Annotated in this window: 18 protein-coding genes and 2 pseudogenes; 5 read left to right on the top strand and 15 right to left on the bottom strand. The window is 44.1% G+C overall.

Annotated elements, in window-relative coordinates:
• Positions 1-23: 23 nt before the first annotated feature.
• Positions 24-3,311, bottom strand: coding sequence for a preprotein translocase subunit SecA (gene secA, locus WS42_RS06005; protein WP_022160733.1), 3,288 nt, complete (start codon positions 3,309-3,311; stop codon positions 24-26).
• 132 nt (positions 3,312-3,443) lie between these two features.
• Positions 3,444-3,761, bottom strand: a complete 318-nt coding sequence (locus WS42_RS06000) for a hypothetical protein (protein WP_013610800.1) — start codon at positions 3,759-3,761, stop codon at positions 3,444-3,446.
• 358 nt (positions 3,762-4,119) lie between these two features.
• Here WS42_RS06000 and WS42_RS05995 point away from each other — a divergent pair, with 358 nt between their 5' ends.
• Positions 4,120-5,262 (top strand): glycerate kinase family protein, encoded by a 1,143-nt coding sequence (locus WS42_RS05995; protein WP_022160019.1) that lies wholly within the window; start codon positions 4,120-4,122, stop codon positions 5,260-5,262.
• Here the strand turns inward: WS42_RS05995 and WS42_RS05990 are convergent.
• From WS42_RS05990 to WS42_RS05970, 5 genes are all read right to left on the bottom strand, one after another.
• Positions 5,252-6,046 carry an alpha/beta hydrolase gene (locus WS42_RS05990; RefSeq protein ID WP_013610798.1) on the bottom strand — a complete coding sequence of 265 codons (795 nt, stop codon included), beginning with the start codon at positions 6,044-6,046 and terminating at the stop codon, positions 5,252-5,254. The genes WS42_RS05995 and WS42_RS05990 overlap by 11 nt on opposite strands.
• A 33-nt stretch (positions 6,047-6,079) precedes the next feature.
• Positions 6,080-6,736, bottom strand: coding sequence for a uracil phosphoribosyltransferase (gene upp, locus WS42_RS05985; protein WP_172720437.1), 657 nt, complete (start codon positions 6,734-6,736; stop codon positions 6,080-6,082).
• A gap of 72 nt (positions 6,737-6,808) precedes the next feature.
• Positions 6,809-7,297, bottom strand: a complete 489-nt coding sequence (locus WS42_RS05980) for a YbhB/YbcL family Raf kinase inhibitor-like protein (protein ID WP_046450854.1) — start codon at positions 7,295-7,297, stop codon at positions 6,809-6,811.
• A gap of 44 nt (positions 7,298-7,341) precedes the next feature.
• The gene (locus WS42_RS05975) at positions 7,342-8,406 is read right to left on the bottom strand and encodes a mannose-1-phosphate guanylyltransferase (protein ID WP_286728347.1); all 1,065 of its coding nucleotides are present in this window, start codon (positions 8,404-8,406) and stop codon (positions 7,342-7,344) included.
• Between the two features lie 13 nt (positions 8,407-8,419).
• Positions 8,420-9,544, bottom strand: a complete 1,125-nt coding sequence (locus WS42_RS05970) for a hybrid sensor histidine kinase/response regulator (protein WP_046450862.1) — start codon at positions 9,542-9,544, stop codon at positions 8,420-8,422.
• Positions 9,545-9,838: 294 nt separating this feature from the next.
• On the opposite strand from WS42_RS05970, the pseudogene WS42_RS05965 reads away from it, so the two are divergent.
• From WS42_RS05965 to WS42_RS05950, 4 genes and pseudogenes are all read left to right on the top strand, one after another.
• Positions 9,839-10,189 (top strand): annotated as a pseudogene (locus WS42_RS05965) (response regulator); the annotation flags it as partial.
• A 2-nt stretch (positions 10,190-10,191) separates the two neighbouring features.
• Positions 10,192-11,386: pseudogene (locus WS42_RS05960) on the top strand (glycosyltransferase family 2 protein).
• Between the two features lie 101 nt (positions 11,387-11,487).
• On the top strand, positions 11,488-11,712 hold the full coding sequence (locus WS42_RS05955) for a response regulator (RefSeq protein ID WP_046450852.1): 225 nt from the start codon (positions 11,488-11,490) through the stop codon (positions 11,710-11,712).
• Between the two features lie 2 nt (positions 11,713-11,714).
• Positions 11,715-13,196, top strand: a complete 1,482-nt coding sequence (locus tag WS42_RS05950; RefSeq protein ID WP_046450851.1) for a hypothetical protein — start codon at positions 11,715-11,717, stop codon at positions 13,194-13,196.
• 68 nt (positions 13,197-13,264) lie between these two features.
• Here WS42_RS05950 and WS42_RS05945 read toward each other — a convergent pair whose 3' ends face one another.
• From WS42_RS05945 to WS42_RS05910, 8 genes are all read right to left on the bottom strand, one after another.
• Positions 13,265-14,446 (bottom strand): glycoside hydrolase family 76 protein, encoded by a 1,182-nt coding sequence (locus WS42_RS05945; protein ID WP_046450850.1) that lies wholly within the window; start codon positions 14,444-14,446, stop codon positions 13,265-13,267.
• Positions 14,447-14,511: 65 nt separating this feature from the next.
• Entirely contained in the window at positions 14,512-15,447 is a 936-nt protein-coding gene (locus WS42_RS05940) for a ribonuclease Z (RefSeq protein WP_046450849.1), read from the bottom strand.
• A gap of 95 nt (positions 15,448-15,542) precedes the next feature.
• A complete protein-coding gene (gene rpsA, locus WS42_RS05935) occupies positions 15,543-17,387 on the bottom strand; it encodes a 30S ribosomal protein S1 (RefSeq protein WP_041557133.1) in 1,845 nt (614 codons plus the stop codon).
• A gap of 126 nt (positions 17,388-17,513) precedes the next feature.
• A complete protein-coding gene (gene trmD / locus WS42_RS05930) occupies positions 17,514-18,203 on the bottom strand; it encodes a tRNA (guanosine(37)-N1)-methyltransferase TrmD (protein ID WP_022160027.1) in 690 nt (229 codons plus the stop codon).
• 85 nt (positions 18,204-18,288) lie between these two features.
• Positions 18,289-18,555: a HepT-like ribonuclease domain-containing protein gene (locus WS42_RS05925; protein ID WP_046450861.1), complete on the bottom strand. Its 267-nt coding sequence runs from the start codon at positions 18,553-18,555 to the stop codon at positions 18,289-18,291.
• Complete coding sequence (locus WS42_RS05920) at positions 18,548-18,841, bottom strand: nucleotidyltransferase family protein (RefSeq protein ID WP_046450848.1); 294 nt, start codon at positions 18,839-18,841, stop codon at positions 18,548-18,550. Before WS42_RS05920 ends, WS42_RS05925 begins: the two co-directional genes overlap by 8 nt.
• Positions 18,842-19,009: 168 nt before the next feature.
• Positions 19,010-19,426, bottom strand: a complete 417-nt coding sequence (locus tag WS42_RS05915) for a hypothetical protein (RefSeq protein WP_147347729.1) — start codon at positions 19,424-19,426, stop codon at positions 19,010-19,012.
• Between the two features lie 58 nt (positions 19,427-19,484).
• Positions 19,485-20,795 (bottom strand): UDP-glucose dehydrogenase family protein, encoded by a 1,311-nt coding sequence (locus tag WS42_RS05910; protein WP_046450846.1) that lies wholly within the window; start codon positions 20,793-20,795, stop codon positions 19,485-19,487.
• Positions 20,796-20,940 lie beyond the last annotated feature (145 nt).

Raw genomic sequence — 20,940 nt, 5'->3', positions numbered from 1 at the left:
TAAATCCTAAATCAAAAATCAGTTTATTCATTTTTCCCGTGGCAGTTCTTATACTTCAGTCCGCTACCACATGGACAAGGATCATTCCTCCCCACTTTCGGTCCTACTTTCACCGGTTCGTGCCGCACCTGTTCACGGTTGGCGGCAGCAGCCTGAGCCTCCGAACGACTTTCCCGCAGTTTACTCAAATCGGTCCGCTTTTCTTCAGCTTCGCGTACATGCTCGGGTTCTTGCATCGGAATCTGCCCTTTCATCAGTGTAGACACCATCCCTTTATTGATCTTTTCCACCATAGTCTTAAACAAATTATAAGACTCGAATTTATAAATCAACAAAGGATCTTTCTGTTCATAAGCAGCATTCTGAACCGATTGTTTCAGATCGTCCATTTCGCGGAGATGTTCTTTCCAGGCATCATCGATATGAGCCAGAATGACCGATTTCTCGAAAGAACGCATCAAATCTTCACCATTCGTACGATAGGCCTTCTCCAGGTTGGTCACCACGCTGTACATCCGTTGACCGTCGGTAAAAGGAACGACAATATTCTTAAAGACATCTCCCCGTGTTTCGAATACATTCTTGATCACCGGATAAGCTTGCTGAGCGATATGTTCGACTTTACGCTGATAAGCCTCCCGTACGTATTGATACAACGATTCGGCCAATTCATTGGGACGGGCTTTCTGGAATTCCTCCGGATCCACTTCATAATCGACAGACAATACCCTCAATACTTCCATCCGGAAACCTTCCGGATCGTTCACCGGCTGGTATTCCGTAACGATTGCCTCACAAACATCGTAAGTATTATTTGCTACAGCCACACCGATACGTTCTCCTAACAAAGCCTGACGACGTTGTTTGTAAATCACTGTACGCTGGGAATTCATCACATCGTCATATTCCAGCAAACGCTTACGAATACCGAAGTTATTTTCTTCCACCTTCTTCTGTGCACGTTCAATAGACTTGGTAATCATGGAATGCTGAATCACATCCCCTTCCTGATGTCCCAAACGGTCCATCACCCGGATTATACGTTCCGAACTGAACAAACGCATCAGGTCGTCCTCGAGCGATACGAAGAACTGGGAAGACCCCGGGTCTCCCTGACGTCCGGCACGTCCACGTAACTGACGGTCGACACGACGGGAATCATGCCGTTCGGTACCGATAATAGCCAAACCTCCGGCCTCACGTACCTCAGGGCTCAATTTGATGTCCGTACCACGTCCTGCCATATTGGTAGCGATAGTTACCGTCTTCGATTTACCGGCTTCGGCAACGATCTCGGCTTCCCGTTGATGTAATTTCGCATTCAATACATTGTGTTTGATACCACGCAGTTTCAACATACGGCTCAGCAATTCGGACACCTCGACAGAAGTCGTTCCCACCAAAACCGGCCGGCCTAAATCTACCAAACGGACAATTTCATCGATAACCGCATTGTATTTCTCGCGTTTCGTTTTAAACACAAAATCATTGGCATCGATACGGATCACCGGACGGTTAGTCGGAATGACCACCACATCCAGTTTATAAATATCCCAGAACTCACCGGCTTCCGTCTCTGCCGTACCTGTCATACCGGCTAACTTGTGATACATACGGAAGTAGTTCTGTAAAGTAATCGTTGCAAAAGTCTGAGTGGCAGCTTCGACTTTTACATTTTCTTTCGCTTCGATAGCCTGATGCAAACCGTCCGAATAGCGGCGTCCTTCCATGATACGCCCGGTCTGCTCATCCACGATCTTCACTTTATTATCGAGTACTACATATTCTACATCCTTCTCGAACAAGGTATAGGCTTTCAACAACTGATTGACAGTATGTACCCGTTCGGATTTCATCGCATAATTCTGGATCAGTTCATCCTTCTTCGCCAATTTTTCTTTATCATCCTTCGTGTCCCGTTCGATCTCTGCAATCTCCGAGCCGATATCCGGGAGGATAAAGAATTTCGGATCTTCCCCTGCGGCTGTGATGGTATCATGTCCCTTATCGGTCAGGTCGATCGAATTCAGTTTTTCATCGATCACAAAATATAAAGGATCGGTAATCTCCGGCATTCTCCGGTTATTTTCCTGCATGTATTCGTTTTCCGTCTTGATCAGGATCGCTTTATTGCCTTCTTCACTCAAAAACTTGATCAAAGGTTTGTATTTGGGCAACCCTTTATGTGCCCTCAGTAACAATATCCCCCCTTCTTTTCTCTTTTTAGAATCATCGCTGGCCAACAACTCTTTCGCTTCCTTAAAAGTCTGCATCACAAATTCCTGTTGCATTCTCACGAGGCGCTCCACCCGGGGCTTGTATTCATCGAACATCTGATCGTCTCCTTTGGGTACAGGGCCGGAAATAATCAACGGCGTACGGGCATCGTCGATCAATACGGAATCGACCTCGTCGACAATCGCAAAATTGTGCTTACGCTGTACCAAATCCTCCGGATTGATAGCCATATTATCACGCAGATAATCGAAACCGAATTCGTTGTTCGTACCGAAAGTAATATCGGCCATATAAGCCTGCCGACGCTGGGGAGAATTGGGTTGATGCTTATCGATACAATCGACAGAAAGCCCATGGAACATATAAAGCGGTCCCATCCACTCCGAGTCACGTTTGGCCAGGTAATCGTTTACCGTCACCATATGCACACCACGTCCGCTCAAAGCATTCAGGAACACCGGAAGAGTAGCCACCAAGGTTTTCCCTTCACCGGTAGCCATCTCTGCAATTTTTCCCTGATGCAAAACAGCACCACCGATCAGCTGCACGTCATAATGCACCATATCCCAGGTCACCTCATTTCCTCCGGCAAGCCAGGAATTGAAATAAATGGCTTTGTCACCTTCTATCTCGACAAAATCGTGAGTAACCGCCAAATCCCGGTCGAACTGGGTCGCCGTCACTTCAATTTCAGTATTCTCTTTAAAACGACGGGCGGTTTCCTTCATCACAGCAAAGGCTTTAGGCATCAATCCGGTCAAAACTTCTTCTACCTTTTTGTCGATCTGTTCTTCCAGCTTATCTATACGATCGTAAATTTCCTCCCGTTCTTCGATCGAAGGCCTTTCCTCTTCCACTTTCCGTTTGAGTGCTGCAATCTCATTCTCTTCTTCTCCGATATATTCACGTACTTCCTTTTTCATATCTTCAGCAACTGCACGTAATTCATCGGCACTGATACTTTTCAGCTTCTCCCACTCTGCATTCACTTTGGCCACAATCGGCATCAGTTCTTTCATATCCCGGTCGGATTTATTTCCGAACAGGCTTTTTAAAATATCATTAAAACCCATTTAATTATAAATTGTAAATTGTAAACAGTAAAATTTTAATTGACGACACTTCGTCAACCTTTCAGAAAATTGAATTTCCTCTCGTTTATCCGAGATAGACTACCCTCGTAAATCTTAATTATAATTTGCAGATTAAACCTCAGGAGCCCTGATCTTATGGGCAATACGACATAAGGATCCGATATTGACACGGACCGTTTTATCGAAAGTAAAATCATCGGCAAGCGCCTCGACGACGGGGATTTGAAAATAATCCGGAGGCAAACCGGAACAAAAAACCTGTTCCTCTTCTTCTTCTTCCAAATAAACAGATACGACCTTTACCGTATTGGTTATGATCAATCTACACCTTTCCCCTCTCAAAGACTCTCCACAACCCTGAGCCTTTAAAGGAATCGTTACGGCACAACCGGCCATAACATACAATGCAGCGATCAAATATCTGTTCATTTCCACAAGTGACAAATATAAGGGAAAATACAAGAAGTTAAAAATGTTTCCGAAAGAAAATCAACAGATAAATGATCGGTAGCTTCCTGTGTATCCTAAAATGTAGGTTCAATTTTTTTTCATTCTATTCCGATTCCGGGTTTTGTGCCGTCAGACCGGTTCGCCCGGAACGGTCCGCCGGTCAGTGATAGAAAAAGGTAGACGACCGACAGAAGCGACCGGGTCCCCAAACACGATCACCGAAGACGGATTACTAACGAAATAAACCTACTTTTATAAGTCCTAATATGTATATAACGGCCCAAATAATACTTTTCTTATATTTGCCGGACATATGGGAATTTAATCCGTCACAAACATGAATAAAATCGTTGTAGCAATAGATTCTTTCAAGGGAAGTTTAAGTTCCCGTGAAGCCGACGAGGCAGCAGAACAAGGTATCAAAACAATCTTTCCGCAGTGTGAAGTACTGCATTTTCCGGTAGCCGACGGGGGTGAAGGCATACTGGAAATCCTGACGGATGCTTTCCACGGCCATACCGTTCCGCTTGTCGCCCATAACCCACTTATGCAAAAAATAACTACACAATACGGTATCTCGGAAGACGGCCGCACGGCATTGGTAGAAATGGCAAGGATCAGCGGCCTGCCACTGTTACCTCCCTCCCGGCGGAATCCCATGCTCACGACCTCCTATGGTCTGGGAGAAATCATTGCAGAAGCCCTGAACAAAGGATGCCGGCACTTTATTATCGGAATAGGCGGAAGTGCCACGAACGATGCCGGTTTAGGCATGTTACAAGCTTTAGGATTCCGCTTTTTCGATCACGACAATAAGCTTTTAGGAAGCGGAGGACAAATATTATCGCGAGTCGCTGCTATTGACACCACAGCGGTTCATCCGGCTCTGTCCGAAGCCAGTTTCACCATCGCCTGCGATGTCGATAATCCTTTTTACGGTCCCCGTGGGGCTACCCGGATATTCGCCGGACAGAAAGGAGCAACCCCCGAAATGACAGAGCATCTGGAAGCAGGCATGCAAGCTATAGCTGCCGTTATCGCCCAAACTACCGGAAAAGACATCGGCCGGATTCCCGGCTCCGGAGCAGCCGGAGGAGTCGGAGGAGCTTTTCTGGCTTTTACGAATGCCCGGTTAATGTCCGGGATTGACTTGATCCTAACCCATCTTCAGTTCGGTAAGCGAATCCAAAATGCCGATCTCATCATCACCGGAGAAGGAAGTGCCGATGCACAAACGACTATGGGAAAAGTAGCTTACGGCATACTTCGGGAAGCCCGTAAACAAAACATTCCGGTCCTTCTGGTAGCCGGCCATATCGCAGATACCCCTTCCTTGTATACCGCAGGATTCAGTGGCATATTTTCCATCGCCCCGGGTCCGGTGACTCTGGAAAAATCCATGCATCCCGAATTTGCCGCTACCCACCTGCAACGGCTGATCACTCAGATTTGCAAGCTATTACAAGCTTTCAGGGTTTGATCTGATTCAAAATCAAATGACAGGCAGGAGTATATACCGATCCATGATCGAATCCCTGCAATTCATAAAGGGTGACTTTGTCGTTCCCCAAAGCTTTCAGTATAACTTCAAGGTGCAAATTTTCTTCATAACGGGCTGTCATTTCCAACTGCCGGTCTCCGGTTATCATCACCAAAGGAGGTATCCCCTTACGTGCCCGATTAAGCGGTGCATAGCAATCGACAACAGGAATATCGAACGGGATATTCCGTTCCTTCCGAATCGTAAAATGAGTATTCGTCTGACCACTTACCGGGAAAAGTCCGGCCAAACGATCGGCATCTTCCCCGTACCGTGCCAGATAGGCTTTATCCAACCCCACCATCAGGGTGAGGTATCCTCCGGCAGAATGCCCGGCCACGTATACCCGGGTGGGATCTCCCCCATATTCCCCGATATGTTTCATCACCCAAGCCACAGCAGCTGCCGCATCGTCGATATAAGCCGGATGGGTAGCCCGGGGACTTAACCGGTAATTCACGCCCGCCACAGCTATTTTCCGTCCCTGAAAAACAGGCGGAATTTCCTTTCCCCCACCTTCCAATCCACCCCCGTGAAACCAGACGATCGTGGCAAAACCTTTCTGCTGCTCCGGATAATACAAATCCAGTTTACAACGTTCTTTCCGGTAAGCATCCGTATCGGAAACAGGTACATAAGAAATATCCTTCAATGTTTTATACTGTGCCCACACGGGAAGACCGATCCATATAAATAGAAAAAACAGTATGCTATTTTTTTTCACCTCTGTGCTGATTTTACTTCGCAAAAAACGACCTTATTTCTTATCTCCGAATGCCAGATCACCGGCATCTCCCAACCCCGGATCGATATAGAATTTATCGGTCAAAGCCTCATCCAGAGCAGCTGTCCATAAAGTCAACGGCTCTCCTGCCAATTCTTTTTCCACATATTCCACACCTTGCCGGCTGGCAATGACTGAAGCGATATGCGTATGGGCAGGCAAACTCCCCTGTTTCAACAATTCCCGGTAAGTGATCACCAGGGATTTACCGGTTGCCAGCATCGGATCGACCAGTAAAAGTTGTTTTCCAGTCAAATCGGGGGTATAAACCGAATCGAACCGGATTTCGATTTGTCCCTCTACCCGGCTATAAGCCCGGCGGGCAGAAACAAAGGCACTTCCTGCATGATCGAAATAATTCAGAAATCCCTGATGAAAAGGCAAGCCGGCCCTCAACACTGTAGCGATAACCACTTCTTGCCGGGGCAACATCACCGAAATCGGATTGATCGGAGTCTGGATCGTCCGGGCACTATAATCGAACGTTTTACTGATTTCATAAGCCATCACTTCCCCCACCCGTTCCAGATTACGCCGGAATCGCATGCGGTCTTGCTGAATATCGACCGCTCTGATCTCAGACAAAAAAGTATTTAAAACAGAATTCCGGGTATCAATTACATTTACCATAATCTTTTCCTTGTATTTAGCACACAAAGAAAACAAAACTTACCCCAAGGAACAAAAAATGTCCGTTCTTTTTCAAGTACGGTAATAGAAAACAATAGAAGCCTTTTCTAAAGTATGTTTCCAAAGCTTAAATCCGACCTGTGCGGGAAGAGTATCTTTGGACATTTCCAGTGATTCGATATCCAAAGCATACAAGGTAATCATATAATTATGCCACCCATGCCCATGAGGAGGATTAGGCCCTCCATAACCATAAGTACCGTAATCATTCAAACTCTGTATTGCCGAAACCGGTGCTAAATGGCCGAATGTATTCCCGGCATCCGGACGCAGTTCACCGACACTAGCCGGAATATCGAACATCAGCCAATGCCAGAACCCACCTCCGGTAGGAGCATCTTTATCGTACATGGTAATGGCAAAACTACGTGTACCTTCGGGGGCATTCACCCAGGAAAGCCCGGGAGAGATATTCTGTCCGCCACAATCCGGATGTACCTGCCGTAACGCAGCCACACCCCCGGTATCGTTGCTACGTAAAGTAAAAGTTTCTATTTTCATGACTCTTCGTTTTTATTTTCTAAACGAAAAATCACGAAAAATGTTTATCGAAGTTGGGTTGAAAATTCTTTGATCCGTTGTTCGTCGGCTTTCCGGCATATCAGAATCACATTGTCCTGTTCGGCAACAATATAATCTTTCAATCCCTGAATCAATATTTTCTTATCAGCCGAAACATGCACGACACACCCTTCACTCTCCACCATACATACCTTGCCGCCGACAACCGCATTTCTTCCATCTCCTTTCGGTAATTGTTCGTACAAAGACCCCCAGGTTCCCAGATCAGACCATCCGAAAGCTGCGGGAAAAACATAAATATTGGAAGCATGCTCCATAATGGCGTAATCGACAGAAATATGCTTACATTCGGGGAATTTTGCATCGATTGCCTGCTGTTCGTCCGAAGAATAATAAATATCGTTCAAAGAATCGAATATAGCCGCTATTTCGGGTTCATTCCGGCGGAAAGCATTTTCAACCGTCCTCACATTCCACAGAAAAATTCCGGCATTCCAATAATATCCCCCTGCCGCCAGATAAGCTTCTGCCGTTTTCAAATCCGGTTTTTCTTTAAATCCTTCCACCTCCCTGATTACTTTTGCTCCGGATTCCGCACCGTCTTCTTCCTGTTTTACTTTTATATAACCATACCCGGTTTCCGGACGGGTCGGCCACATCCCTATAGTCAGAATCCGATCCTCGCTTTTCACAAAATCTATCCCTTCACGGATCACCCGTTTAAATTCAGGCACATCCATCACGATATGATCGGCCGCCGTGACAATCAAATTCGCTTGCGGATCTTTCTTTTTAATCTTCCAGGCTGCATAGGCAATACAAGGAGCCGTATTACGCATACAGGGCTCAAGCAGTATATTGGAATCCGGGATTCCGGGTAATTGAGCTTTCACCAACTCCCGATACCGGACAGAAGTAACGACCCATATATTTTCCACCGGACAAATCCCTTCAAAACGATCTGCCGTAAGCTGCAATAAAGTATGTCCAGTCCCTAAAACATCGATAAATTGCTTCGGTCTCTCAGGAGTACTCATCGGCCAAAACCGACTTCCTACTCCACCAGCCATAATAATAATATGATTCATCGGATTCTCTATTTTAAGCTATTAATTGCGGTAAAGAAAAACTGAAAACAGAACCTAGATTTTCTTCGGATTCAAACCAAAGTTCTCCCCCGTTTTTACGGGCGAAATCCCGGCAAAGCAACAATCCTAATCCCGATCCCTCCTCACTATTGGTACCGTAAGTGGTAAAATGAGTACTATCTTTCAACAACTTATGCTGATCTTCTTTTTTTATCCCTTTGCCTGAATCGGTCACCGATACGATCACTTTCCCATCCTCTGCCTTGATCCCGACCTTGATCTCCGAATCAGGATTACTGAATTTCACTGCATTAGATATTAAATTTCTCAAAACAGATTTGATCATTTCGATATCCACATAGACAAAAAAAGACTCATGATCCGTGCGGATCAACTTGATATGTTTCACTTCGGCGACAGAGTTCATCACTTCCACCACTCCATCCGCCAGTCCACTGATATCCAATTTCTGCGGAATAACCGTCAATTTACCTAATTGACTTTTCGTCCATTTCAACAGATTATCCAGTAAGCTGAATACTTCTTCCGAAGTCTTGTTACTCATTTCAAGCATATCGAAAATATCCGGATCGATCTTATCTTTCTCCACGCTCATCATAATGGTATTCAATAACATCTTCATGGAAGCCATCGGAGAGCGCAAATCATGAGCAATCACCGAATACATTTTATCTCTCCCGGCAATGGTTTTCCTCAGCTCTTCATTTTTTTCCTCTATAATCCGCCGGGCAGCCACCAACGACAATTGGTGTTTTATTCTGACCATCAATTCTTCTTTCCGGAAAGGTTTGGATATAAAATCGCCCGCACCCAGTTTGAAGCCATTGACAATGCTTTGGGTGTCATCCAAAGCTGTCAGAAAAATAATAGGAATCTCACAGCGGTACTCTTCCGATTTCAGACGTTCAGCCACCTCGAATCCATCCATTCCGGGCATCATAACATCCAGCAATATCAAGTCGGGATTTTCATTCCGAATCACTTCCAAAGCCTCCTGCCCGTTATTCGCCACCAGAATGCCGTACCCATCCTTACTAAGCAAAGCTTTTAACAACAGTACATTGGTTTGAACATCATCAACTACAAGTAACTTAAATTCTGCCGGATTTATCTGCATCATTTATTTTGTTTATACAACTTTTAAATTTTGTCCAAAATTACAAATATTCCCGATTTTTCTCTCCATTCAGGAAATTGTTTTTCTATTCAACCCGAATATACAACAATCTTGTCAAAATTTATAACTGAAAAAAAAAGAGGAATGTATTGATTATGAATCTCCTTTACTGAAATGGAGTGACCACAAGCCTGTGATAAGTAAACTTACATTTGTAATACAATGAAATAATATGTATCTTCGTTACATTTAAAATTGCAATTCAGCATGGAAGAATCGAATGATAACATAAAGAAAACCATTCTGGTCGCCGAGGATGTCGAAAGTAATTTTTTATTACTAAAAGCCTTACTCGGTAAGACTTACAACCTTTTACACGCTTACAATGGTTCAGAAGCGGTCGAAATGTTCGATAACAATCAGCCGGATCTTATCCTGATGGATGTAAAAATGCCGGTAATGGATGGACTCGAAGCGACACGGATCATTCGACAAAAATCGACTGAAATACCGATCATCGCCCTCACCGCTTTTGCTTTCGATCAGGACAGGATCAGAGTCATGGAAGCCGGATGTAATGATTTTCTAACTAAACCACTCTCTCCACCTCTTCTTAAAGAAACGATCATCAAATATCTCAAATAAGCATGCAGCCTTTCTTTACAGAATTTTTTTTCTGGTTCTGTACAGCTATTGTATTCTATACTTATCTGGGATACGGTTTAATCTTGTATGTTCTGGTACATATCAAAACTATTTTTTATCCAGCTCCGGTCTTGAATTGGGAAGGAGACCTTCCTTCAATTACAGTATTAATAGCTGCCTATAATGAAGAAAAAGTAGTTGAAGAAAAAATGGCCAATTGCCGGGCTCTGAATTATCCTCAGGGGAAATTGCAGGTCGTTTGGATTACGGATGGCAGCAACGATCATACAAACGAAAAATTAGCCCGATACCCCGAAGTAAAAGTATTGTATCGACCACAAAGACAAGGTAAAACAGCAGCTCTTAACCGGGCTGTTCCTTTGATCGATACTCCCTATATCGTTTTTACAGATGCCAATACGATATTGAATACCGAAGCGATACTCGAGATCGTACAGTGTTTCGGTTCTGAGAAGACCGGTGGTGTAGCAGGTGAAAAACGGATTTCAGTAAAAGATAAGGACAATGCTACAGCCGGTGGAGAAGGATTTTACTGGAAATACGAATCCAGGCTTAAAGCCTGGGATTCCCAGCTTTATTCCACAGTCGGTGCTGCCGGAGAACTGTTCGCCATTCGCAGAGAACTATTCGAACCGATGCCCCCGGATACTTTACTGGATGATTTCATCCTATCCATGCGTATTGCCGAAAAAGGGTATAAAATTGCTTATTGCGATAGAGCCTATGCGCTAGAAGACAGTTCTGCCGATATAAAGAACGAGGAAAAACGTAAAATCCGGATAGCTGCAGGAGGGCTCCAATCCATCGGCAGACTACGGCACCTCCTGATTCCGAATCCTTTCCATTTAGGATTGCTCCGTTTTCAATACATCTCCCATCGGGTACTGCGCTGGTCCGTAACCCCGGTAGTGCTCTTTTTATTAATTCCTCTGAATTTACTACTAGCTTTCTGGCCAGGATTCTCTACCTCGTATTTTATCCTGTTTCTGTTGCAAGGGCTGTTTTATTCTATGGCCTTTATCGGTCATCATGCAACGAAAGAATATTGAAATCAAAGGCTTGTTTATCCCCTATTATTCTGTTTTTATGAATCTAAATGTACAGAAAGCCTTCTTTTATCTGAAAAGCCATAAGGGCCAAGGTACCTGGGAAAAAGCGGAACGGCGCATCGGCTAATCACATATTTCATCTCATCATAAAAGGAATGATAAATAAAAAATGTACATTTGTCCACATCAGTATTTTCTTAGTGTATATACATTCATATCGGAGTATCTATGGTAAACTATGAACTCTATTCAAAAAAAGAACTAATTCACAGAATTGAAGAATTGGAAGATCAGATCCTCCGGCAGTATACACAAGCCACTCCCATCATTGCATTGACCGCATTTGCTTTCGATTCGGATAAGGATGCAGCCTTAAATGCAGGCTGCAATGATTTTCCGACCAAACCGATTTCAGCAGAAAAACTTCGCTCAACCTTAAAAAAATATATCTGAATATGCTAAAATGGTATCTGGGTTTTCTATTACTCCTGTCTGTCTCAGCAAATATTTATGCCAATCCTGCCAACGAAGAAATAAAAATCAGGATCACAGACGAGAACCAAAAACCCATTTTTGGAGTATACTTTATTTTAAAAAAACAATTTACACTTTTAGCTACTTCCGATATGGAAGGGGAAGGAACTTTCCCGGTCAATTCTTTACAACCTTCCGATACCATTGTATTCCAAGGCATAGGATATGCAACGGTCCAATACAGTTTACAGGAACTGAAAAGGCATCCGGCCTTCACTATGCAGGAGCTGCAATACAACCTACAGGAGGCGACAGCCACGGGCATATCTCCGAAAGAAATCTTAAAGAAAGCCATCGAAAAATTACAAAAAATAAAAGCAGGACGTTTACCCGTTTGCCGTTATTACGGACCGGCACAATATGAAAAGATCACCGTCTGCCGGGATACGACAGTCGAATACCGGAGAGAATTCGGTTTTTACTTCACTTCAGGCAACATAAAAGCTAAAAATACCTGGGATGAAACTTACCGTTCTTATCTGGTACCCCAGTATATCGCCCGTAGTCTTAATCTGACCAATAACGGAAGCGATACCCTGTCACCGATGTTTCTGACTTACGAAGATATCCGGTTCGATGTAGGTACCCGGAAAATTTTCACCCTTCTCCGGGCGATCCAACTCTTCGGTCCCCTTTTCGACGGAATCGACTCTTACGATATCCGGGCCATAGACACCGAAGATCCGGATTATACCTTTACCTTCCAGACCCGCCGTTCGGCCTATCCCGAACGTACCCGGATTTCATGTAAAGGTACGCTGATTATCGACAGAGAAAACTATTATGTAAAAAACATGACCTTCGATTATATCGATTATCAACTATTAAGACAAACTTTATTAACCAACCGGAGAAAAACCAGTTCACCTTTTTCGACCCATGCCCAACTCACCTTCGTTTATGATAGTTGCGGACAAAACTATATCTCTTCCTGCCATCAACAAACCACCTGGAAATACAACCTGGGAAAAGATTTTATCCTGATCGAACAACCTTCCCGGCACCAACCCGGTATCAATCGCCTGATCGAAAAGGAAGCTTTCCACCTGTTCGGCCAGAATAAGATAAAAACAGCCTATCAGACAGACCCTGTCCTGGTCAAAATTCATTTAGCTCAACGCTATCCGACCGGAAAATATGATTCCGCCTTTTTTCACCGCCTGCCTCCCCTTCTGGATTCCCGGAAAGCAGTCGGTGACCTGAATCACTATATGCAGCTGGAAACGCAATTCAGGATGAACGATGGGAAAACCTATTATCCGGATAATTATATACTTACAAATAAAATCGACAAACTCGGACAAAAAAACTATCGTCAGAATCTGGAAAAAGCCCGCAAAGAATTGTTTTTACTCTTCGGTGACAGTAGAAAATACCCCTGCCCTAGTATTCCCAGTCCTTAAAAAAATGAACCTCCGTCCGGATCGGTACCGACAACGAAGGTTCACTATTATTCATTCAAATTTACAGATCACCAGTCAAGCTGAGCCGCTTCCGAATACATTTCTACCATACAGGCATTATTCAGCAACCATTTGTGTTCGTCTTTGTGATTACCCGACCAATCTCCATTCAACAGTCCATGTTCATCCCGGGTCTCTTTCCAGGCATAATCTGTATTTTCCATCATCGCCTTTACATATACCGGATTTTTATCCACTTCATACAAAGCTTTTAATCCCCGGAACAGGATCACATTGAACCAAGGCGAACTGGTATAAAACATCGCTTCTCCCCCCTGAACAGGCTGCATTTTCCGAAAATATCCGTGAGCTCCTTTTGCCGTCGCCTGAGCATCTTTCAAATAGGTGCTGTCACCGGTCGCCTGGAACAATAACACGCCGGCCTGAATCATTTGCCCGCTATTATAGGTATATTTCTGCTTAGCTATATTCCCTTCCAGATTAATATTATCCCAATACACACCATCCGAGGGATCGCACAAATTTTCTTTGGTCCATCGATAAGTCTTCTTGGCCAGATCGAGATAATCAGGATCGGAAGTCAGGTTATACAATTTCATACATAAAACCGTAGCAGGTGCATTCGAACAGGTGTTCTTAGACAATTTCTTCTGTTCACACCAATAAATCCCTCCTCCTAATACTTCATCCCAGCCGCTGTAAATATACCGGTGTAGCTCTTTCGCTCTTTCCAAAACCGCCGGATCTTTCGTCAAAGCATAATAATCACAAAGGTCGATAGCCAACCAGTCATTATCATCATAATAACGGTCACTATACCCGAATTGCATCGGATAAGACTGGTAACAATAGGGTTCCCGTTTACCGTCCCAGTATTTCTCCAACCCAGGTAGTATACGATTTTCCAACAATTGTTTATATTTTTCATCTCCTGTGGTCTTATACAGCGAAACACAACCGGATACCATACCGGAATACGGCCAAAGATAAGAGACTCTTTGATTGGTTTTCTGCTGTGCATTATCGGCCAGATAGGTCGCTCGTTCGTTTTCTTTCGGAGGATAATTCTCCAGCAATAACCCATATTCTTTCACTTCATAAAGAGCCAGCACCTGATTCAATAACGAATCGGCACGTACAACATTAATATTCACCTTCGAATTTTGTTCAGAGGTACAGGCCACACAACACATCCATGCCTCTAACAGGAATAAAGCACATGTTCTCATTCAAAAAATATTTTCAGATTATTAATTCAGCGCAAATATATCACACTTTCTCCGGGTATCGATCATCAGCTTCTTCTTTTTACAGCAGGTACTTCAAAAAAATCTCCGTCAGAACACAAAAAAGTGTTGGGAAAGACTTCCCGTGCTTCAGCCAAAAGTTCCGAGCATTCCGTATAACGGGCCGAAAAATGACCCAATAATAATTTTCCGACTCCGGCTAACTCAGCAATACGGGCTGCTTGCCCCGTAGTGCTGTGATAACTTTCTTTCGCTAAAACAGCATCAGCATTCATATAGGTCGCTTCGTGATAGAGTAAATCCACCCCCCTGACATAATCGGCAAAACGTTCCCGAAACAAAGTATCTGTCATATAAGCGAAGGAACGGGCCGGTGGCGGTGCTACCGTCAAAAGTTCGTTAGCCACAATCTCCCCCTCCGGAGTTATAAAATCTTCCCCCCGTTTCAGGTATTGCATAAATGCTATCGGTACGTTCCAGGCAGCAGTCCGATCTTTCAGGATAGTCCTTTCGCGTTCTTTTTCCCGGAAAAGAAACCCACTAACGGGTGTGTCATAATGATGTTTCAACGGGAAAGCCGTCACAGTAACCACTTTATCTTCATAAATCACCTCTTCGCGGCGGGATAAGGCATGAAAAAACAAAGGAAAAGTGAAACGGCTATGCAAGATTTTCATCTGGCACCCGAACAGTTCCTGTAAACGCGGTTCTGCATAAATGTGCATTTCTCCCCGTCTGCCTTGTAAAGAAAGAGTGGATAAAAAACCGATCAATCCAAAAAAATGATCTCCATGGAGATGAGAAATAAAGATGTGATTGATCTTATTATAAGGCACATGAAAACGCCTGAGCTGATGTTGGGTAGCTTCGGCACAATCGATAAGAAAATACCGCCCAAGTACATGAAGTACCTGAGCGGCAGAGTTTCTATTGGAAGTAGGAATGGATGACCCGCTTCCCAATATTGTTAATTCAAACTTCATTTCCGATCTGCAATTTCAGGTTGAGATTTCGTTTGCAAGTTACGAAGACTTTTCCAAATGCATCTCATCTGAAATCCAGAATCTGAAATCTGAGATTAATCTTTGTTCTCTTCTTTAGCAGCAGCTGCATCGGCAGTCATCTGTTCTTTCAAAGCAGCTAACTCGGTGATATCTCCCAAAGTGGTTTTTTCCAATTTTTCTTTCACCTGTTTAACCGCTTTTTTAGTAGATTTCTCTTCAGCGTTCTTCTTTGCTTTCTCTTCTGATTTCTGAGCATCTTCGAATACACGTGAATGAGAAACGATGATCCGTTTAGCGGCCTTGTTGAATTCGATCACTTTGAATTCCAATTTTTCATCCACTTTAGCCTGACTTCCGTCTTCTTTCACTAAGTGGCGGGGAGTAGCGAATCCTTCAACACCATAAGGTAATGCAACTACAGCACCCTTATCGAAAATTTCGGTAATCGTACCTTCGTGTACGGAATCAACGGTGAAGATCGTTTCGAATACATCCCATGGGTTTTCTTCCAATTGTTTGTGACCTAAGCTCAAGCGACGGTTTTCTTTATCGATTTCCAATACAACTACTTCAATCGGAGCACCGATCTGAGTAAATTCTGCCGGATGTTTTACTTTCTTCGTCCAGGACAGATCGGAGATATGAATCAATCCGTCAACCCCTTCTTCGATTTCTACAAATACACCGAAGTTCGTGAAGTTGCGTACAGTAGCGGTATGTTTGGTACCTACACCGTATTTCTCTTCAATATTTTGCCATGGATCGGACTTCAGCTGTTTGATACCCAAAGACATTTTCCGTTCGTCACGGTCCAGGGTCAATACAACTGCTTCTACTTCATCTCCCACTTTCATGAAATCCTGAGCAGAACGCAGGTGCTGAGACCATGACATTTCAGAAACGTGGATCAGCCCTTCAACACCCGGAGCAATTTCGACAAATGCACCGTAATCAGCCATAACCACTACTTTACCTTTTACAGTATCCCCCACTTTCAGGTCAGCACTCAGAGCATCCCAAGGATGTGGAGTCAATTGTTTCAGACCTAAAGCGATACGTTTCTTCTCATCATCGAAGTCCAGAATAACCACGTTCAGTTTCTGATCGAGCGTCACAATTTCGTTCGGATGATTTACACGGCCCCATGACAGGTCGGTGATGTGGATCAATCCGTCTACGCCACCGAGGTCGATGAATACACCGTAAGAAGTGATATTTTTAACAGTTCCTTCAAGTACCTGTCCTTTTTCCAGTTTAGAAATAATGTCTTTCTTCTGCTGTTCGAGTTCAGCTTCGATAAGAGCTTTGTGTGATACAACAACGTTTTTGAATTCCTGGTTGATTTTAACCACTTTGAATTCCATTGTTTTACCGACATATACATCGTAATCACGGATCGGTTTAACGTCGATCTGAGAGCCCGGTAAGAAGGCTTCGATACCGAATACGTCAACGATCATACCGCCCTTGGTACGACATTTAACAAAACCTTTGATGATTTCGTCTTTTTCCAACGCTTCGTTCACACGATCCCAGCTGCGCAGAGCACGAGCCTGTTTGTGTGAAAGGGTCAACTGACCTTTTTTGTCTTCCTGAGTTTCTACATAAACTTCTACTTTATCTCCCACTTTCAGTTCCGGATTGTAACGGAATTCGTTCAATGAGATGATACCGTCAGATTTGTAGCCGATGTTCACCACAACCTCTCTTTTGTTCATAGAGATTACGGTTCCTTCAACAACTTCTTTCTCTCCTACTTTAGAAAGAGTTTCTGCGTATTTTTGAGTTAACGCATCTTTTTCGGATGCCGGTACCACGGCGTCGTTTTCATAGGCATCCCAATCAAAATTTTCTTCCGGCTCAGCGGTTGTTACCGGAGCTACTTTCTTTGCGGCTTTTTCTGCAGCTTCCACCTGCATCTCTTTTTGTTCTTCTGACATAAATTTAATTGTTTCCTATCTAATGAGTTAGACATTATTTTGAATACGGCCGCAAAGGTAAGAATAATAATCTGTTTTACAATTAATTATTTTATAAAAAAACGATCAAAAATCTCCTTGCTCCCCAAGTAAATCAGGACGCAATGTTTTCGTCCGTTCATAAGCGACCTTCTCCTGCCATTCCCGTATTTTAGCATGATTACCGGACAGCAGGATATCAGGAACCCGCCAACCGTTGAATTCCGCAGGACGAGTATATACAGGAGGCGCTAATAGATCATCCTGAAAAGAATCACTCAAAGCCGAACTCTCATCGTTCATCGCCCCGGGAATCAGCCTTACGATCGCATCCGTCATAATGCAGGCAGGCAATTCTCCTCCCGTCAGGACATAATCCCCCACCGATATTTCCCTGGTCACGAGATAATCCCGTATACGCTGGTCGATCCCTTTATAGTGACCGCACAAAATCATGATGTTCTCCTTCAAAGACAATTCGTTCGCCATTTTCTGATTAAAGGTCGGAGCATCCGGAGCTGTATAGATAATCTCATCATACTGCCTCTGTGAAGTCAGCTCGTTAATACAATCGAATACCGGTTGAATCATCATCACCAACCCCGCTTCTCCTCCGAAAGGGTAATCGTCTACCTTCCGGAACTTATCTTTCGACCAATCCCGGATATTGTGAATATGAATCTCTACAATTCCCTTATCCTGCGCCCGCTTGATAATCGAATGGTTCAACGGACTCACCAGTAATTCAGGCACCACACTTAATATATCGATACGCATAACTTCTTTTATGATGGATTTAAATTGCAAAGTTAGATATAAAAAGTGAAAATCACACGGCTCTTTCGTTTAAGTCGCAACTAATTCAAATAATATCTCTCATTCCCATAACGTCTTTCCAATTCACAGCAGGATAATTCACTAACAATTCTTTATCCATAATTTTATCCAGATTCTTCACACTTTCACCCACTGCGATCAATTTCATACAAACACTATCCAATAAAATAACACCATTTTCAGTATCCAAAAAATCATGAACAGAAGTAATACCACTTACCCGCTTCAGTAAAATCTCCAATGTTTTCTCTAACAACTGTATGGTCTCTCTGACCAATTCCTTATCATACATAGAGTCCCTCCTTTTCTATCCGTTTATGTAGCGCAGCATTCATGTGCTCCCTTAGGCGGACAATATCCACAGAACATCCTAACAACCTCTCCAATTCATTCTTTAAATGCGATAAAGCAAACAATCCCACTGTTTTTCCCTCAAAAAACACATCCACATCACTATCCGAAGTCTGCTCCCCACGTGCTACAGAGCCAAATATTCCCAAACGTGAAATTCCATAACGATCTCCTTCTGTCATTTTAAAATATCTCAAAATCGCTATTATTTCCTGTGTTGTTTTCATATCTGAATGATTTACACAAAAATAGGACATTTGTACGAATCCATCAAGTAAAAATTATCATTTTCTTAAAACTAAGACATTAAATTCAATTTTCCAGTCAAGACACACTCCTACCGCCCCCGAAGGGGCACGTCCTGAGTCTCCCGGGATCTGTCCTAAAGTCGCCCCCTAAGTCAATTCTTCTAAAATGGTTTCCACATCCGCCAATTCTTCTTCCCCCCTTCCCATCTTCCTCAACTCCTCCAGCATCCTTCCGGCCCGCTCCACACATTCCTCCTCCTCCACATAATAATAACAGCAGGCCAGTAATTTCACACTCTCCGCCGAAACGGCCAGGCGATCCAAATTCCGACCAACCACATCCAGCACCTCCTGCAACATCCCCTCATCCCGCGTCACCTCACAGGCATCCAGCAGTGCCAAAAGCAATGCCGGATCCGAAATATCCAGTCTCTGCCTCGCCATCGCACACACACTCTCCAGGGCATTTTTCACCCTCCGGGCCTCCTCCATCCGTTCCGCCTCCACCCGGCATTCTCCGTACTCCCGGCAAAGCCGCAAAATTTCTTGTACCAACTGTTTCATATTATTAATCAACATCATTAATATCGCGCAATCACCTGATTGTATATCAATACTTTCACTATTTCCCGATACACTCATACACGAACCCTTGTTCTTTCAGCTCTCCTGCATCATAAATATTCCGCCCATCGATCAGGATACACTGCTTCATCAGTTTCTTCAGTACATTCCAGCCGGGCAAGCGAAATTCCTTCCATTCCGTCAGCAGCAAAAGTGCATCTGCATCTACCACGGCATCATACATATCCCTGGCGTATTCCACCCGGTCACCCACTCTACGCCGGCACTCCGGCATAGCTATAGGATCATACACCCGTACCTTTGCTCCGGCCCGGGTCAGCAAGCCGATCATCACCAAAGCCGTAGCTTCACGCATATCGTCCGTCTCAGGCTTGAAAGCCAGACCCCAAATTGCTATGGTTTTTCCCGACAGATCCGGATAATATTTCGCCAACTTATGAAATAAAACCGTTTTCTGGGTCTCGTTCACCTCTTCCACAGCCTCCAATACCCGCATCCGATAACCATTCTTTTCCGCCGTTTTTATCAATGCTTTTACGTCTTTCGGGAAACAGGAACCGCCATACCCACAGCCCGGATAAAGGAACTTACTGCCAATCCGGCTATCCGCCCCGATCCCCTTCCGTACCATATTCACATCAGCACCGACCAGCTCACACAAATTAGCGATATCGTTCATAAAACTGATCCGCGTTGCCAGCATCGAATTGGCCGCATACTTGATCATCTCTGCCGACGGGATATCCGTGAAAATCAAACGGTAGTTATTCATCATAAAAGGCTTGTAAAGCTTCTCCATCAGCCGCCGTGCCTCTTCCGACTCCACACCGACCACCACACGGTCCGGTTTCATGAAATCGTCCACGGCATTCCCCTCCTTCAGAAACTCCGGATTCGAAGCCACATCAAAACCCACTTCTACTCCACGCTTATCCAACTCTTCCTGAATTACCGCCTTTACTTTCCGGGCCGTCCCGACAGGTACCGTACTTTTGGTTACGACCAAAATGTATTTATTTATTCCCCGTCCGATTGTACGGGCCACCTCCAGCACATATTTCAGATCGGCACTCCCATCCTCGTCAGGGGGAGTCCCAACGGCACTGAAAACCACTTCCACTTCATCCAACACCTCTGACAGAGCGGTAGTAAAACTCAGACGTCCCGCCTGAAAATTACGGTGTACCATATCCTCCAATCCCGGCTCATAAATCGGAATGATCCCTTTTTTCAGGTTCTCTATCTTCTCTTCCACCACATCCACACAAGTCACGTTCACCCCCATCTCAGCAAAACAGGTGCCTGTCACAAGGCCGACATAACCCGTGCCCACTATTGCTATATTCATAACACGATTGATTTAAATGAAAAATCCCTTACCGGAAAAACAGTAAGGGAAAACTGGTATATAAACAAAACTATTCAGATCAAAAATGAAGCAACTACTCCAAATGATAATACGACTTAAACCAGGCCACGGTCTCCCTGACGCC

The organism is Odoribacter sp. N54.MGS-14 (genome assembly GCF_000980295.1).
GTDB lineage: Bacteria > Bacteroidota > Bacteroidia > Bacteroidales > Marinifilaceae > Odoribacter > Odoribacter splanchnicus.
The sequence above is the reverse complement of the archived record's forward strand: the minus strand, read 5'-3'. Positions and strand labels throughout refer to the sequence as shown.